This window comes from Amycolatopsis sp. 505 (assembly GCF_031625235.1).
Classification (GTDB): domain Bacteria; phylum Actinomycetota; class Actinomycetes; order Mycobacteriales; family Pseudonocardiaceae; genus Amycolatopsis.
Genome location: NZ_JACKQP010000013.1, coordinates 47,289 through 63,712 on the forward strand (window position 1 = coordinate 47,289; position 16,424 = coordinate 63,712).

Sequence of the window (16,424 nt, forward strand, 5' to 3'; positions counted from 1 at the left end):
GCGGCCGGGAAATCGGCCGGTGCGCCGGGGAACCGTTCGAGGGAGGCGACCATCGAATCGACGGCGAGCTCGGTGCCTGACCCGACCGTGGCAGGTCAGGATGCCGGAGCGGCCCGGAGGTCTACATTGGACGCTGTGCCCTGCCCGCCTGCGGAGCGTCTCGGGACCCGATCGGCGCCGCCGGGTCCGCCACCGGAAACGGACTTTTCCGGCACAGGTCGGCAAATCTCAAGCCGGAAAACGCTACCGGCGGGCGCACCACCCGTCCACAGATGCCGGCGGTGTTCGCGGACTTCTGCCCTCCCGACCCGGAAACCTGCCCCGTCGGGCAAGCCGGCGCCGATCCGAAGACCACTCTTGGGGGCGTTGCTATCCTCCCGCCGAGTGATTGACACGGTTCGCCGCCCCCTCGGAAAGGTCTCGTAGTAGTGGGAAACCCGCTGGTCGCGGAGACGAAGGATTCCACCAAGGCGTATTCGGGCATTTCGCTGCTGGAGACGGCGAACGACCTGAAGTCGGCCATCGAAAGCGGGGACTGGGCCTCGGTCGCCCTCGGAGCCGTCGGGACGGCGCTGGACGCGCTGTCGATGGCAATGGACCCCTTCGGGGCGATCCTCGCCGCCGGAGTCGGCTGGCTCATCGAACACGTCGGACCACTCAAGGAAGCCCTCAACGGCCTCACCGGCAACGCCGACGAGATCGCCGCCCAGTCGGAAACCTGGAAGAACATCGCGACCGAACTGGGCAGCGTCGGCGAAGACCTGACCGGCATGGTCACCACCGACATCGCCTCCTGGACCGGCGCCGCCGCCGACACCTACCGCCAACGCGCCCAAGACACCGTCACACTGCTGGAAACCGCGCAGAAAGGCTGCGAAGGCGCCTCCAGCGGCGTCAAAACCGCCGGCGAGGTCGTCGCCGCCGTCCGGGCACTGGTGCGCGACATCATCGCCGAGCTGATCGGGCACCTCATCAGCTGGGCGCTGCAAGTCGTGTTCACCCTCGGCATCGGCATGACCTGGGTCGTGCCACAGGTCATCAACGCCGTCGCCAAGACCGCGTCGAAGATCGCCGACCTGGTGAAGCGGCTGGTGACGGCGTTGAAGGCGCTGGTTCCGCTGCTCAAGCGGGCCGGGGACCTGTTCTCAGACGCGGCGAAAGCGCTGCGGAAGATCAAGCCGGGCAAAACCGCGCCACCGCCCAAGCACACCGACATCAAGAGCGGGCCGAAGGACATCGGCGGCCCCAACGGCAAGGGCGGCCCGGACGCGCCGCCACCGAAGGGTGACGGCACCTCGCCGTCGCGGGCGAAGGGAGACGGCACCAGCACTTCCGGCGCCAAAGGCGACCCGCCGCCGAAGAGCGACCCGCCTCCCGGCTCCAAAGGCCCCGACGACAACCCGAAGGGCCCGGATTCCTCCCCCGGCGGCGGCTCGACCACGCCCTCCGGCGGCGGGAAGGGCGCCGGGAACGACGGCGGCAAGCCGCGCGGCGGCGGGCTCGCCGACCAGAACGGGTCCCCCAAGGAGAACTCGACCCCGACCGACTGCCGCCCGGGCAGCGGCGACCCGATCGACATGACCACCGGGCGGATGATGCTCGCCCAGACCGACGTCGAGATCGACGGCGTGCTGGCGCTCGTTCTGGACCGCGCCCACTTCTCCGGCTACCGCAGCGGCGTCCACTTCGGACGCGCCTGGGCGTCGACCGCGGACCAGCGCCTGGAAACCGGAACCGACCGGGTCGACTTCGCCGCCGAGGACGGCACCCTGCTGGTCTACCCCGTCCCGGGCGCCGCGGCCGTCAAACCGGTCGAAGGTCCCCTGTGGCCGTTGCGGCGGCTCGGGGACGAGTACGTCATGGAGCAGCCGGACCTCGGCCGCACCCTGCACTTCCCCGCCGGCGGGGACACCGGGTGGCTGGCGGCGATCTCCGACGCCGACGGCAACCGGATCGTCTTCGACCGCGACCCGCACGGGACGCTGCGCGAGGTGCGGCACTCCGCCGGGCACCGCGTCGCCGTCACCACGGCCGACGGCCGGATTACCGAGCTCACCTCCGTCGGCACCCGCGACGACGACCGCGTCACCCTCGCCCGGTTCGCCTACGACGAGCGGGCGAACCTGGTGGAGGTGGTCAACTCCTCGGGCCGGCCCTACCGCTTCGGCTACGACGACGCCGGCCGCATCACCAGCTGGCAGGACCGCAACGGCCGGGGCTACGCGTTCACCTACGACGAACTGGACCGCTGCATCCACGGCACCGGCCCGGGCGGGGTGCTCGCCTACACCTTCGCCTACGACCGGGAAAACCGCGTCAACCGCGCGACCGACTCGCTCGGGCACACCACCACCTTCGAGCTGAACGAGGAGTTCCAGCTCGTCCGCGAGACCGATCCGCTCGGCGGCGCGACGACCTACGACTGGGACCGCCACGACCGGCTGCTCGCCGTGACCGACCCGCTGGGCCGGACCACCCGGTACGGCTACGACGAGCACGGCAGGCGGACGTCGGAAACCCGCCCGGACGGGAGCGTGCACAGCGTCTCCTACGACGGGCGCGGCCGCCCGCAGGCCACCGTCGAACCGGACGGCGCGGTCTGGGCCCACGAGTACGACGAGACCGGCAGGCTCGTCGCGACCACCGACCCGATGGGCGGGATCCGCCGCTACGGCTACGGCCCGGGCGGGGCGCTCAGCTCGTTCACCGACGAAGAAGGCCGCACGACCCGGATCGACTGCGACGGCCTCGGCAAGCCCCGGACGGTCCTCGACCCGGCCGGCGGGCGCACCGCCTACACCTACGACCGGCTCGGCCGCGTCGAGTCCGTCACCGACCCGGCGGGCCACACGACGACGTTCGCGTGGACGGTCGAGGGCGAGCTGTGGAAGCGCGTCGCCCCGGACGGTTCCGTGGAGCGCTTCACCTACGACGGCGAGCTCAACGCGACCGAGCGGACCGACGCCGCGGGTGCGGTGACCCGGACCGACTTCGGCCCCTTCGACCTGCCCGTCTGCGAAATCGCGCCGGACGGCAGCCGCACGCGGTTCAGCTACGACACCGAGCTGCGGCTCGTCGCGGTGACCAACGCCGCGGGCGCGCAGTGGCGGATCGACTACGACGCCGCCGGGCGGGTCGTGCGCGAGACCGATTTCGACGGGCGGGTCGTCACCTACCGGAGGGACGCCGCCGGCCAGCTGCTCGAAAGCGCCACCGGCACCGGGGAACCGACGACCTACACCTGGGACGCGCTGGGCCGGCTGACCGGGAAACGCCGCGGGGACAGCGTCACGACCTACGCCTACGACGCCGCGGGCCGGCTGGTGCGCGCGACCAACGCCGACGCCGACCTCACCTTCGCCTACGACCGCCTCGGCCGGGTGGTGGCCGAGACGTGCAACGGCCGCGAAGTCCGCTCGGGATACGACCGCAGCGGGCTGCGGACCGCGCGCCGCACCGCCTCGGGCGTCACGAGCACCTGGACCTACGACGCGGCGAGCGCACCGGCCGAGCTGGGCACGGCGGGCCGGACGATCCGGTTCGCGCACGACCCCGCCGGCCGCGAGATCGGCCGCGTCTTCGGCACCACGACGCTGACCCAGACCTGGGACGCGAACGACCGGCTCGTCGAACAGGTCGTCGCGGGAGCCGACGGGCGGCCGCGGCAGCGGCGCGCCTACCGGCACCGGGCGGACGACGTCCTCGCGGGCGTGGACGACCTGCTCTCGGGCCGCCGCGAGTTCGCGCTGGACCGGCTGGGCCGGGTCACCGGGCTGCGGCGGCCCGGCGGCAGCGAGCGGTACGCCTACGACGCGGCGGGCAACATCGCCGTGGCGGAGTGGGCCGCCCACCCGGCCGCGGGCCCCCGCGAGTACACCGGGACGCTGGTGCGGCGGGCCGGCGACGTCGAGTACCGCTACGACGACCTCGGCCGCCTGACCTGGCGGCAGCAGCCGGGCGGCCCGGCCGGCTGGAGCTTCGCCTGGAACGCCGATGACCGCCTCGCGCAGGTGCGGACCCCGGACGGCCACGAATGGCGCTACGCCTACGACGCGCTGGGGCGCCGGGTCGCCAAGCGCCTGCTCGGCCCGGACGGCACGGTCACCGCCGAGACGGTGTTCGTGTGGGACGGGATCGTCCCGGCCGAGGAGATCGTCACGACCGGCGGCGCGCCGGCCCGGATCACGACCTGGGACTGGGAGCCGGACCGGCCGGTGCCGGTCAGCGTGCTGGACCGCCGCACCCGCGCCGACGGCGGCCTCGACGAGCAGTTCCACGCCGTCGTCGCCGACCTGATCGGCAGCCCGGCGGAGCTGGTCGACGAAGCCGGCCGGATCATTTGGCACTCGGCGCAGACCCTGTGGGGCCTGGAAGCCGGCGGCCCGGCGCCGACGCCGCTGCGGTTCCCCGGCCAGTACTTCGACGCCGAGACGGGCCTGCACTACAACGTCAACCGGTACTACGAGCCGGAGACCGGGCGCTACATCAGCCCGGACCCGATCGGGCTCGGCGGCGGCACCAACCCGCACGCCTACGTCCGCAACCCCACCGGCTGGCTCGACCCGGTCGGCCTCAAGGGCGGCAAGGGCAAGTGTAAGGGCGGCAAGGCGAACAACCCGGTGCTGGCCAACAACCGCCCGGGCCAGCCGGTGTTCCACGGCAACGCGAACGTGCCGGTGACGGAGATCAGCGACAAGAAGTTCGTCGGCATCCTGGAGAACCTCGCCGCCGGCCGCGGCGAAGGCGCGCGCCGCGCGAAAGAACTGCTGAAGCAGATGCAGGAAGGCCGCGGCTGGCAGCAGACCGCCGGTATCCACCAGGGCGGTCTCGGCGGCGCGGCGGGCGGCGCCGACCCGCGGCCGCACATCACGGTGAACGTGGGCGGCCGCGGCTACCACGTCCACGTGGGCAGCTCCAACGGCAACCTCTTCGCCCAGGACATCACGCCCAACCCGATCCGCTGAGAGGAGCGGGCACCCACCGCGGGTGCCCGCTCCTTTCGATCCAGCGCGGTTGGATACCTCCTCACCGGCCTTGTCGGCGGCAAACGGTTTGCGCTACGGTGACCTGGGAGCGCTCCCAGTCAGGCGAAGTTCCGCACCCTGCTCGCAAGGAGGCGACGCATGGCTGTCTGCGCACGAAAGCCTGGCGGGCCGGCATCGCGCCGCGTCCGGACCGGCTCGGCTCCGCGAAGAAACCGCTCGGCCTTCCGAGCGCTGTGCACAGTGGTGCTCGCCGGCTTCGGCGTCGTGCTTCCGGCACCGGCCGCCTCGGCCGCCACTGTGGACACCAACGCCTCTTACGTGCTGGTCAACCGCAACAGCGGGAAGGCACTGGACGTCGCCGGGAGCGCCACCTACGAGGGCGCCCGGGTCACCCAGAGCACCCGCGACGACCGGGCCTCCCAGCAGTGGCAGTTCGTCGACTCCGGCGGGGGCAACTACCGCATCAAGTCCAAGCACAGCGCCAAGATCCTGACCTTCCCGTCCACCGCCGACCGGGCCGGGCTGGTGCAGAACACCGACGCCGGGCGCGCCGGGCAGCAGTTCCGGCTGGCCGACTCCGCCGGCGGCGACGTGCGGCTGCTCAACCGGGCCAGCGGCAAGGCCGTGGACGTGCTCGGCTCCTCCACCGCCGACGGCGCTCGGGTCGTCCAGCTGCCCGACACCGGCGGCGCCAACCAGCGGTGGCAGCTGGTGAAACTCGCCGCCGACACCACACCGCCGACCGCGCCGGCCAACCCGCGCACCACGAACCTGACGTGCGCCACCGTGACGTTCTCGTGGTCGGCGTCGTCCGATGACACCGGGGTGGCTTACTACGACATCTTCCACGACGGGCAGCTCATGACCTCGGTGCCGGGCACCGCGCTGTCGGCCGAGCTGACCGTCGCGCCGGGAGCCACCTGGGGCCTGTACGTCAACGCGCGCGACGCCGCGGGCAACGTCTCGCAGGCCAGTCCGACAGTCACCATCGCGGTGCCGCAGTGCCAGGCCGACACCGAGCCGCCCAGCACCCCCACCGGCGTGACCGCGACGGCGTCGGGCACCACCGTCACCGTGCGCTGGTCGCCCGCCACCGACAACGTCGGCGTCACGGGCTACGAGGTGCTGCGCGACGGCACCGTGGCCGGCTCCACCAGCGGCTCGGCCACGACCTCGTTCACCGACAGCGGCCTCGCCGCGAACACCCGCTACCAGTACCAGGTGCGAGCGCGCGACGCCCAGGCCAACCGGTCGGCCCCGAGCTCACCGGTCGCGGTCACCACCGGCGCCTCCTGCGCCACGGCGGTCTGCTCGGTCACCAGGGTCACCACCGAAACCGACCTGCCGTGGGGGCTGACCACCCTGCCCGACGGACAGGTGCTCTACGGCCGCCGCGACGCCTTCGAAATCGTCCGGCTCGACCCCGCCACCGGCACGAAGACGGTGGCCGGGCGGATGCCGGACGTCGCGGGGACCGACGGCGAGGGCGGGGTGCTCGGCCTCGCCGTGGCCACCGACTTCGCGGCCGACCCGTGGCTGTACGTCATGCACACCAGCACGACCGACAACCGGGTGGTGCGCATCCGCTACACCGGCGGGGTCCTCAGCGGCACCCCGCAGGTGCTGCTCACCGGCATCCCGCGCAACAAGTACCACAACGGCGGCCGGCTGCGGTTCGGACCCGACGGCAAGCTCTACATCGCCGCCGGCGACGGCCAGAACGGCGACTGGGCCCAGGACCTCGCCAACCTGGCCGGCAAGGTGCTGCGGATCAACCGCGACGGCACCATCCCTTCGGACAACCCCTTCGGCACGCCGGTGTGGAGCTACGGCCACCGCAACCCCCAGGGCCTGGCCTTCGACGCCCAAGGCCGGCTGTGGGAACAGGAATTCGGCAACAACGTCATGGACGAGACCAACCTCATCGTCCGTGGCGGCAACTACGGCTGGCCCCGCTGCGAAGGCACCACGGGCAGCTGCGCCGAAGCCGGGTTCGTCGCGCCGAAGCGCACCTACCCCGTCGCCGAGGGTTCGTGCAGCGGCATCGCCGTGGTCCGCGATGCCCTCTACATCGCCTGCCTGCGCGGAACCCGGCTGTACCGGGCCGAAATCTCCGGCGACAGCCTGACGAACGTCCAGCAGTACCTCACCGGCACGTACGGGCGGCTGCGCACCGTGGAACCGTCCGCCGACGGCGGCCTGTGGCTGACCACCAGCAACTACGGCGACAAGGACAGCATCGCCAACAACAGCAACGAAAGCATCCTCAAGGTCGAGCTCGGACGGTGAACCCCGGCGGCGGGCCGGGCCCACCGGCCCGCCGCCGTCCCCCTCGCGAAAGGAGAGCCGGCATGGCTCACCGCAGGACATCCCGGCACCGTCGCGTGTGGACGGTGGCGGCGACGGCGATCATCACCGCGGGCGTGGTGGCGCCCGCGGCGTCCGGCACCACCGCGGCCGGACCGTGCACGCCGGGCGCGACCTACGGCTCGCCGTTGCCGAGCCAGGCGGTGACGGCCCGGCTCATCCGGAGCGGGTTCAACTTCCTCGAAGGACCCACCTGGGACCGGCGGACGGGCACCCTGCTGCTGTCGAACATGCAGAACGCCACCGGTCCCCAGGGCGTGCAGCCCTCGGCGATCCTCCGGTTCCGGCCGCCGGGCACCTTCGAGACCTTCATCGCCGGCTCCGGCAGCAACGGCCTGGCGATCAGCGCCGACGGGACGCGGGTGCTCGCCGCCACCCACGACAACCGCACCGTTTCGGCCTACGACCTGGCCGACCGCAGCCGGACGACCGTCGCCGCCGGCGACCCCGGCCACGCGTTCAACTCGCCGAACGACCTGACCACCGGCCAGGACGGCACCACCTACTTCAGCGACCCGAACTACCAGCGCGGCAACCGCGCCGACGAGCAGGGCGGCCGGACGAGCGTCTTCCGCGTCCGCGACGGGGTGGTCAGCCTCGTCGACGACACGCTGCCGCAGCCGAACGGCGTCGTCCTGTCCCCCGACGGCAAGACCCTCTACGTGGGGGCCACCGGCGCCGACACGATCGTGAAGTACACCGTCTTCCCCGACGGCAGCACCGGCAACCGCACGACGTTCGCGACCATGCGGACCCCCGATGGCGCGACCATCGACTGCGCGGGCAACCTGTACTGGGCCTCCTTCGACGAAGGGCTCGTCCACGTCTTCTCGCCGTCGGGTGCCCCGCTCGGCACCATCTCCGCCGGCCGCAACACCACCAACGCGGCGTTCGGCGGAGCGGACGGGAAGACCCTGTACCTCACCTCCGGGGTTTCGGGTGCGTTCGGCCTCTACCAGACGCGCCTCAACGTGCCGGGCAACCCTTACTGACGTGCCGAGTAGGCGCCCGCGTCGAGGTCTTCGATGAGGGTCGGCCCGGTGGGTGTCCAGCCGAGCAGCTCCCGCGTGCGCTCGCTGGTCGCCGCGAGGTCCATGGCGAAGAAGCCGCCGATCCAGCCGAAGTGGTCCTGGACGCCGGCTTCCGGGATCGACGCGGTCGGCAGGTCGAACGCACGGCCGATCGCCTCGGCGATCTTGCGGGTCGGCACGCCCTCCTCGGCGACGGCGTGCAGGCGCGCGCCGGCGGGTGCCTTCTCCAGGCCGAGGCGGACCATGCGGGCGGCGTCGGTCACGTGCACGCCGGCCCAGCGGTTGGTGCCGTCGCCCGGGTAGCCCGAGACGCCCTTCTCGCGGGCGATCGCGGCGAGGACCGCGATGAACCCGTGGTCGCCGGTGCCGTGCGTGGTCGGCGAGAACCGCAGGCTCACCGGGTGCACGCCGCGGGCGGCGAACTCGAGCGCGAGGTTCTCGGAGCCGCCGCGCGGGGAGTCCGGGCCGTGGAACGGGGAAGCGTCGGCTTCGGTGGCGGGCCGGCCCTTGGCGAGGGCGGCGATCCCCGAGGCCAGCAGGAACGGGCGGCCGCTGTTCGCGAGCGCCGCGCCGATCGTCTCCACGGCGGCCCGCTCGGCGGCGTTCGACACGGCCGGGTTGGCGAAGTCGTGCTTGTTCGCCAGGTGGATGACGGCTTCGGCCGCTTCCGCACCCGCGCGGAGGCTGCCGAGGTCGTCGAGGTCGCCGCGCCGGACGTGGGCGCCCTTGGCCTCGAGCTTCGCGGCGGACGCGGCCGACCGGGCCAGCCCGGTGACCTCGTGGCCGGTCGCGAGCAGCTCGTCGACGACGGCGGAGCCGATCCAGCCGGACGCTCCGGTGACGAAAACGCGCATTGCGTGACTCCTTCTCACGGTTGATGTCAGTGACCGACGTCAGTCGCTGACATCGACACCGTACGCCTGTATGTCAGCTCCTGTCATCACTAGACTCGGCCGCATGGTGCGCTGGGAACCCGGAGCCGCGGAACGGCTGCAGAAGGCCGCGCTCGAGCTGTTCGCCACCCGCGGGTACGAGCAGACGACCGCGGCCGAGATCGCCGAGGCCGTCGGCCTGACCGAGCGGACCTTCTTCCGCCACTTCAGCGACAAGCGCGAAGTCCTCTTCGCCGGCCAAGAACGCCTCGAGCGGGCGTTCCTCGACGGCGTGATCGCCGCCCCGCCCGACGCGTCCCCGCTCGAGGTCGTCGCCTCCGCGCTGCGGTCGGCGTCGGCCTTCTTCCCGGACGAACGGCGCTCGCACTCCCGCACCCGGCAGTCGGTGATCGACCGGAACCCGGCGCTGCAGGAACGGGAACAGCACAAACTCACCGCGCTGGCCACCTCGGTCGCCGACGCGTTGCGCGCCCGGGGTGTCGGGGATCTCGCGGCCACCCTGGCGGCCGAGTCGGGGGCGACCGTCTTCGGGATCTCGTTCACCCGGTGGCTCCGCGACGGCGAGGAACGCTCCCTCGCCGCCATCGCGACCGAGGTGTTCGACGAACTGCTGGACCTGGCCAGGAAGGCTCAGGCCGGCCGGAAGCTGCCCAGGCAGGGGTAGCCCGGAAGACCGGCCTTCGCCGGTTTGCCCGCCGGTGGGTAGCCCAGCAGCCACAGCTGCCCGGTCACCGCGACGTTCGCGGCCAGCGAGACGTCGGCGACGAGCTTGAAGCGCGTCTGCCGCCCGTCCGGGTACCACGCCCAGCCCGTCAGCCGGACCGCGGTGCGCGCTCGCGGCACGAACGGCGTGTCGAGCGCGATCCGCAGTTCCACCCAGCCGTCCTCGGTGAGCGGACGGCGGATCCGCAGGCTGCCGACGGCCATCAGCACGCCCAGCATCAGGAAGACCGCGCTGCCGCCGGCGACGCCGCCCAACCCGGCCGCGTCCGCGATGCCACCGGATTCGTCCTCCAGCGACGACACGAGCGCGAGTCCCGCCGCGCCCAGCACCAGGAGCGTCACCCCGGTGACGGCCGACCGCCGGGCCTGGAACGCGCGGTGCGCGGCGAGCACCGGATCACGCGACGGCGGCGTCGCGTAGCGCGGGACGAACCCGGCAGGGACCGCCGCGGCGGGCGGGGCGTCTTCGATCCGCCCGGACCGCACCCACATCGCCCCCGGCGGGCGGACGAACACCCGCGGGCCCGTGCCGAGCACCCACAGCCGGCGCTCGCCGGCCAGCTGGACCCGCGGCCCGCCGGGCAGGCGGGTCCGCAGCCACCGGCCGTCCGGCAACCGCACCGAGACCCGCGAACCCTTGGTGCGCAACCCATCGGGAGCGACGTCGAGCCGGTGGTAGGGCTCGCCGAAGAGGCTCCGGATGCGCCGGTACAGGACCAGGACGTACGTCCACATCAGAAGCAGGCCACCGAACGTGCCGAAGTAGAGGTAGGGCAGCGCGCTTCCCCACCCTTCGACGACCACGAGCAGCACACCCAGCAGGACGAGCGCGCCGCTGAGTCCCATTCGGACAATGGTCAGCCCGGTCAATTCGCGGACAAACCCGGCAAACAGCGGTTCGGCCCCGGACGGCACATTCGGAAGGGGTTCGTGCACGCGGACTCCGCCCGCGCCGGAAGTGCCGTCCATGCCTTGTCCCCCATCGGTTCGTGTGCTCGGCCGCGGCAGCGTATCCGGCCACGGGCCGCTTACCGGAAACAGGTCGGGCAATTCCCGGAATGGGCGATCAGAGGTCGTCGAGCCGCTGTTGCACGCGGCGGACGTCGTCGGTGCGGCCTTGCTCCCGGAACATTTCCCGGGCCTCCCGCCAGATCGCCCGCGCCCGATCGACGTCGCCGAGGGCGAGGTGCGGGTGGCCGGATGATTCCAGCACGCCCGGGGTTTCGTGCGTGTTGCCCAGATCGCGGAGCATGGTGATGGACCGCTCGTAGTGGGCGATGGCGCGCTCGTGGTGACCGCTGTGGTGCTCGATGTAGCCCAGGCTGTCCTCGGTGGCCGCCTCGCCGGTGGGGTCGTCCAGACGCCGGTGCAACGCCAAGGCGGCCCGGCAGTGCTCCCGGGCGGTTTCGTAGTCGCCGAGGCGGGCCGCGCGCCAGCCGACCGAGTTCAGCGCGTCGGCTTCTCCGATCGGCTGGTCGAGGCCGCGGTAGAGGTCGAGGGCCCGGCGCGCGTGGTCGAGGGCCTTGAGGTCGTCGCCCTGCCGGCTCCACGCCCGCGCGAGCAACCGGTGGGTGTGGGCCTGGTGGCCGGTGGCCCGGTGTTCCTCGGCGGCGGTGAGGGCCTGGTGCAAGTGGCGCAGGGCGTCCTCGTGGTGATCGAGGTGGCTGTGGGTCAGACCGAGGACCTGGTGGGTGACGATGACGAGGTCCGGGCCGGGCAGGTGCCCGGCGGCACCGGCGGCGGCCTGCCACGCGGCGAGGTGCTCGTGGCGGTGACCGCGCCGGTAGTGGAACGTGTGCAGGCCCCAGGCCAGGTGCCAGACCGTGGCGTGCCGGTGGAGGCGGGCCGCGGTGTGCTGCGCGGCGAGCAGGTTCGCGTGCTCGGCGTCGCACCACGCCAGGGCCGCCGCCGCGTCGGCGTGCGGGTGCGCGTCGGCGTCGGGCAGGGCGAGCGGGATCGGGTCGCGGTGGGGGTTCAGCAGCCGGTCGGCGGCGTTCACCGTGCCGGTGTAGAAGTCCAGGACCCGGCGCAACGCCGTTTCCCGCACCTCGGCCGGCAGTTCGGCGGCGACGGTGGTGGCGTAAGCGCGCACGAGGTCGTGCATGCCGTACCGGCTGCCGGGGGTGCGCTCGAGGAGTGACGCGTCGGCCAGTGCACGCATCGTCGTATGCGCTTCCCGCTCGGGCAGGCCGAGGAGGCGGGCGGCGGCGGACAAGCCGATGTCGGGACCGGGCGCGATGCCCAGCAGGGCGAACGCGGTGCGCTGCTGCTCGGTGAGGTGCCGCAGCGACCACGACAGCACGGTCGGCAGGCTCGCCGTGGGGTCAGCGGGGTCTTCGGAGTCGAAGACCGCCAAGCCGAGGGCCCGGAGATCGGCGACGACGTCGTCGACGGGCAGGCGCGGGTCGGCGACGGCGCGGGCGGCGACGAGCGCCAGCGCCAAGGGAAGCCCGCCGCACAGCTCGGCCAGCTCCGCGATCGCCGGCGCGGCCGTCCTCGCGCGGCCCGGACCGAGGGCGGTGGCGAGCAGGGTGCGTGCTTCGGCGTCGGTGAGCACGTCGAGGGGCACCGGACGGGCGCCGTGGCGGGCGATGAGCCCGCGCAGCCGGGTGCGGCCGGTGACGAGCACGGTGCAGCGGCGGCCGCCGGGCAGCAGCGCGGAGACCTGCTCGGTCGTGGCGGCGTTGTCGAGCACCACCAGCAGGCGCCGGTCGGCGACCAGCGTCCGGTACAGGCCGGCGCGGCGTTCGACGTCGGCGGGCTGCTGGTCCCGGCCGACCCCCAAGGCCTCGAGGAACCCGCCGAGCACGTCGACCGGGCGCGCCGGTTGCCCGGCCGGGCTGAACCCGTGCAGGTCGACGAACAACTGCCCGTCGGGGAACCGGTCGAGGTTGCGGTGCGCCCAGCGCAGGGCCAGCCAGGTCTTGCCGATCCCACCGGCACCGCCGATCGCGGAAATGAGCGCCACGCCGTCGGCGGGCGCGAGGACGGCGTCGAGCCGGTCCAGCTCCTCCTGGCGGCCGACGAACGGCGCGGGCGCGGCCGGGAGCTGCCGGGGAGGCAGCGGCGTCACCGCCACCCCGGGCCCGGGTGCCGCGATCAGGCCGGGGTCGGCGGCGAGGATCCGGCGGTGCAGCTCCTGCACCTCGCCACGCGGTTCGGTGCCCAGCTCCCCGATCAAGCGGTCCCGCAGCCGCCGGAAGTGGGCCAGGGCGTCGGCCGAACGACCGGCGCGGTGCAGCGCCAGCATGCACTGGCCGGCGACGCGCTCGTCGAGCGGATGCCGCGCGGCCCGGGCCAGCAGGCCGGCCACCAGCTCCTCCCCGTGGCCGGCGCGCAGCCGCGCGTCGACCAGATCCTGCTCGACCGCCCACAGCTCCTGCTGCCACCGGTCGCGCTCGGCCTCCACCCAATCGCCGCTCAGGCCGGTCAGCGGGGTTCCGCGCCAGAGCGCGACCGCCTCGGTCAGCAGAGCCACGGTGCGAGCGTCGTCGGCCTCGGCTTGGTCTCTCAGCGCGCGGAAGCGAAGCAGGTCGACCGCGGGTTCTTCCTGGTCGATTTCCAAGGCGTAGCCGCCGGAGCGGTGGGCGATGGTCAAGGCGCCGTCGAACGCCCCGCGCAGGCGGGAAAGGTGGCTGTGCAGCGTCGCACGGCCACGCCGCGGTGTGTCGGCGCCCCAGACCCGGCGCAGGAGGCGATCGGCCGGCACGAGCTGTCCGGCGTCGACGGCCAAGGCCGCCAGCACACACCGCTGCCGCGGGGTCCCGAGGTCGACCGGCCGGACACCGACCTGGGCCGTCACCTCGCCGAGCAAGGCGATCCGGATCGGTGCTCCCCCAGCAACAGCGCGGTGACCAGGCACATGCAGAAGTCTGGCAAGAGATCGACACGGGTGGCCGGGCAGGGTGGCTTCCGAACCGCTACCAGCACAACGGAACCTTTCCCGCGTCCGGCGGTGTCCGTTCCCATGCGTGCCGCAACTGATTTCGCCGTTGTCACAGGAGGAGATGCCGTGCCGCACCGGATCGACGTGGGTCTGCCGCGGCGTCCCGCCGGGCCACCGGGGTTACCGGCAGGCGCCGGTGCCGGTGGCGTCGATCCAGACGGTGATGTCGTTCTCCCCGGTGCCGGCCGGGGTGGTTTCCACCACCCGCAGCGAATGCGCGCCGACGGTCAGAGCATCGGGTGCCATGATCGCGCCTTGCTGGAAAAGGTACGCCTCTTCGAAGTCGAAGAAGCCCGGGTCCAGGAACCGCTTGATCGACGTGCGCTGGGTGGCCAGCGGGGAGCCGTCGAGGAAGAACTCCAGCCGCACGGCGTTCAATTCCGCCTTGGCTTCCTGCATGGTGAGGGATTTGTCTCCCCCGGCGATTTCCGCCACCAGGATGACGTGCCAGTCGTCCTGGCAGAAGTGCCGGCCGTCGACCGGCGGCAATACGCGAATGGCCACCCGCCCGTCGATGTCGGCCGGAGAGCCTCTGCCGGCGGTGCCGTGGATCCGGCCGGCTGCCCCACCGGTGCCGCCGGCGTGCAGGACGGCTTCCGCGTCGCCACGGCTGGTGCGACCGGGAGCCGCCTGAGCGGGCGTACCATTCAGCACGCCGATCACCGCCGATCCGGCGACGATCGCGACCTTGAGAACAACGCCGATCCGACGATTCCGGTGGAAGAAGAACGGTTTCATCAGGCCTCCTCGGGACGTGAGTGCCATCCAAGTCGCCGGTCCCGGCGGATTGGTTACGGATAAAACGCCGACGGGGGGAGCGACGTGGCTCGGTTGCGCATTCACTTCACCGACTCCGACATCGCGCGGACCCGGCTGAAACTCGAGATCGACCTCATGTGGGAGATCGTCGGCAGCGTCCAGGTCCTGCAGCACGCGGACGGCGGGCTGTCCTTCGACTCCTGGCGCCGCCGCGTGTGCGGGGGCATGAGCCGGGACCGCGATCTGCGGGCGGCCGTGTCGACCCTGGTGACGGTGGCGCCGCACGCGGCCTACTTCCCGGATTTCCTCACTCCCGCCGTGGATGTGTGCGATATCGGCGAGAGTGTCGACGCGGTTCTGTCGACGCCGGCCGGCCGGCTCGGTGCCGAGATCCGCCGCCTCCGGCCGACCGGGAGTCCGGCGGCGCGGTGGCTGGGCGACCTCGGCCGCGGGAAGCCGGCAGCGCTGCGGCACCTGCGATGTGCCGTGCGCCTGTACTTCGAGGCTCTCGTCGAGCCGTACCTGCAGGTGATCGACCACGGGCTGCGAACGGAGTGCGCCGGCTGGATCCAGCGCTACCTGCGGGCCGGCCCCGAGGGACTGCTGGGGCGGCTCGGACCGGGCGCGAACTGGCAGCGGCCGGTCCTGACCGTCGACTACCCCGTCGATCGGGACCTGCACCTCGACGGCCGCGGCCTGCTGCTGATTCCCGGCTACTTCTGCCTCTACCACCCCGTGGCCCTCGCGGACCCGCTGCTGCGCCCGGTCCTCGTGGTGCCGCTCCGGACCGAGTCCCGGCTGCTCGCCGGCGCCTGCGGCGGTGATCACGTGAGCGCGCTGCTGGGCACCACCCGGGCCACGATCCTGCGCTCGGTCGTCGACGGCAGCACCACCACCACGCTGGCCCGGCGGATCGGCGTGACCCCGGCGACCGTCAGCCACCACACGACCGTGCTGCGGGACGCCGGGCTCATCACAACCGACCGGCACGAAAACTTCGCGACGCACTGCATCACCCCGCTGGGGCTGGAGGTGCTGACGTCCGCCCGTGATCACGGTCGGGCGTGACCGGTGTTCACCGCCTTCGCAGCCGAGCCCGCATGCGCCGCCCGCCCACCAGGAGCGCCGCACCCACGACCACCACGAGACCGGCGACCGTCAGCACCGCCCCCAGTGACGGCGGCGGGTCCGGCGTGGGTGCCGCGGCGACCGGGACATCCGGCTGCGCCTGCACCGCACCGCCGCCGTCCAGCGCGATCGCCGGGGGCCGGATCGCGCCCCACGGCTGCTTCTCGCCGGTTCCCATCGGGTCCGGTGGCGGGGTGATCACCAGCCTTCCGGGCAGCGTCAGCGTGCCGATTGCGTAGTCGGCGAAGACGCCCTGGCGGGCCGACACGCGCCAGTCACCGTCGTGGGGCAGGGCGATCGCGGCCGCGTAGTGCGCCGGCTCGCGCAGGGCGACTCCGGGGAACGCGACGGGGTCGCCCTGCGCGGGCGTGAACACCAGCGCGGTCGCGCCCAGGTCTCCGTAGCTGGGGTGGGAACCGTGCTGCAGCACCCAATAGCCGACGGTGTAGGGCTGGCCGGCCCGGAAGGTGTCCGGCAGCGGGTCGAGGTAGGTGACCGCCCAGTTGCCCGCCACGGCCGCGGGCGCCGCCACCAGCACGGCCGTCAGAACGGCGGCCGGCACCGAGACTGCTCGTAGCTTCATGCCCGCTCT

General features: G+C 72.8%; 10 protein-coding genes. 5 read left to right on the forward strand and 5 right to left on the reverse strand.

The features are described from left to right. Nucleotides 1-428: 428 nt before the first annotated feature. The 3 genes from H5965_RS39125 to H5965_RS39135 all read left to right on the forward strand — a co-directional run bounded on the left by H5965_RS39125 (nucleotide 429) and on the right by H5965_RS39135 (nucleotide 8,344). Nucleotides 429-4,964: an RHS repeat-associated core domain-containing protein gene (locus H5965_RS39125; RefSeq protein ID WP_310976101.1), complete on the forward strand. Its 4,536-nt coding sequence runs from the start codon at nucleotides 429-431 to the stop codon at nucleotides 4,962-4,964. 252 nt (nucleotides 4,965-5,216) lie between these two features. Beyond that, nucleotides 5,217-7,274 carry a PQQ-dependent sugar dehydrogenase gene (locus H5965_RS39130; RefSeq protein ID WP_310976299.1) on the forward strand — a complete coding sequence of 686 codons (2,058 nt, stop codon included), beginning with the start codon at nucleotides 5,217-5,219 and terminating at the stop codon, nucleotides 7,272-7,274. A gap of 62 nt (nucleotides 7,275-7,336) precedes the next feature. Further along, nucleotides 7,337-8,344 (forward strand): SMP-30/gluconolactonase/LRE family protein, encoded by a 1,008-nt coding sequence (locus H5965_RS39135; protein WP_310976102.1) that lies wholly within the window; start codon nucleotides 7,337-7,339, stop codon nucleotides 8,342-8,344. On the opposite strand, the gene H5965_RS39140 is transcribed toward H5965_RS39135, so the two are convergent. Next, entirely contained in the window at nucleotides 8,338-9,237 is a 900-nt protein-coding gene (locus H5965_RS39140) for an SDR family oxidoreductase (RefSeq protein WP_310976103.1), read from the reverse strand. The two genes, H5965_RS39135 and H5965_RS39140, sit on opposite strands and share 7 nt — an antisense overlap. Before the next feature lie 103 nt (nucleotides 9,238-9,340). On the opposite strand from H5965_RS39140, the gene H5965_RS39145 reads away from it, so the two are divergent. After that, entirely contained in the window at nucleotides 9,341-9,940 is a 600-nt protein-coding gene (locus tag H5965_RS39145) for a TetR family transcriptional regulator (RefSeq protein WP_310976104.1), read from the forward strand. Here H5965_RS39145 and H5965_RS39150 read toward each other — a convergent pair. From H5965_RS39150 to H5965_RS39160, 3 genes are all read right to left on the reverse strand, one after another. Then, nucleotides 9,907-10,845 (reverse strand): hypothetical protein, encoded by a 939-nt coding sequence (locus H5965_RS39150; RefSeq protein ID WP_310976105.1) that lies wholly within the window; start codon nucleotides 10,843-10,845, stop codon nucleotides 9,907-9,909. The genes H5965_RS39145 and H5965_RS39150 overlap by 34 nt on opposite strands. 220 nt (nucleotides 10,846-11,065) lie before the next feature. After that, on the reverse strand, nucleotides 11,066-13,861 hold the full coding sequence (locus tag H5965_RS39155; RefSeq protein ID WP_310976106.1) for a BTAD domain-containing putative transcriptional regulator: 2,796 nt from the start codon (nucleotides 13,859-13,861) through the stop codon (nucleotides 11,066-11,068). A gap of 204 nt (nucleotides 13,862-14,065) precedes the next feature. Next, a complete protein-coding gene (locus tag H5965_RS39160; RefSeq protein WP_310976107.1) occupies nucleotides 14,066-14,683 on the reverse strand; it encodes a hypothetical protein in 618 nt (205 codons plus the stop codon). Nucleotides 14,684-14,767: 84 nt separating this feature from the next. Here H5965_RS39160 and H5965_RS39165 point away from each other — a divergent pair, with 84 nt between their 5' ends. Then, nucleotides 14,768-15,772 (forward strand): winged helix-turn-helix domain-containing protein, encoded by a 1,005-nt coding sequence (locus tag H5965_RS39165; protein ID WP_310976108.1) that lies wholly within the window; start codon nucleotides 14,768-14,770, stop codon nucleotides 15,770-15,772. A gap of 7 nt (nucleotides 15,773-15,779) precedes the next feature. Here the strand turns inward: H5965_RS39165 and H5965_RS39170 are convergent, their stop codons facing one another. Continuing rightward, the gene (locus tag H5965_RS39170) at nucleotides 15,780-16,415 is read right to left on the reverse strand and encodes a hypothetical protein (protein ID WP_310976109.1); all 636 of its coding nucleotides are present in this window, start codon (nucleotides 16,413-16,415) and stop codon (nucleotides 15,780-15,782) included. Nucleotides 16,416-16,424 lie beyond the last annotated feature (9 nt).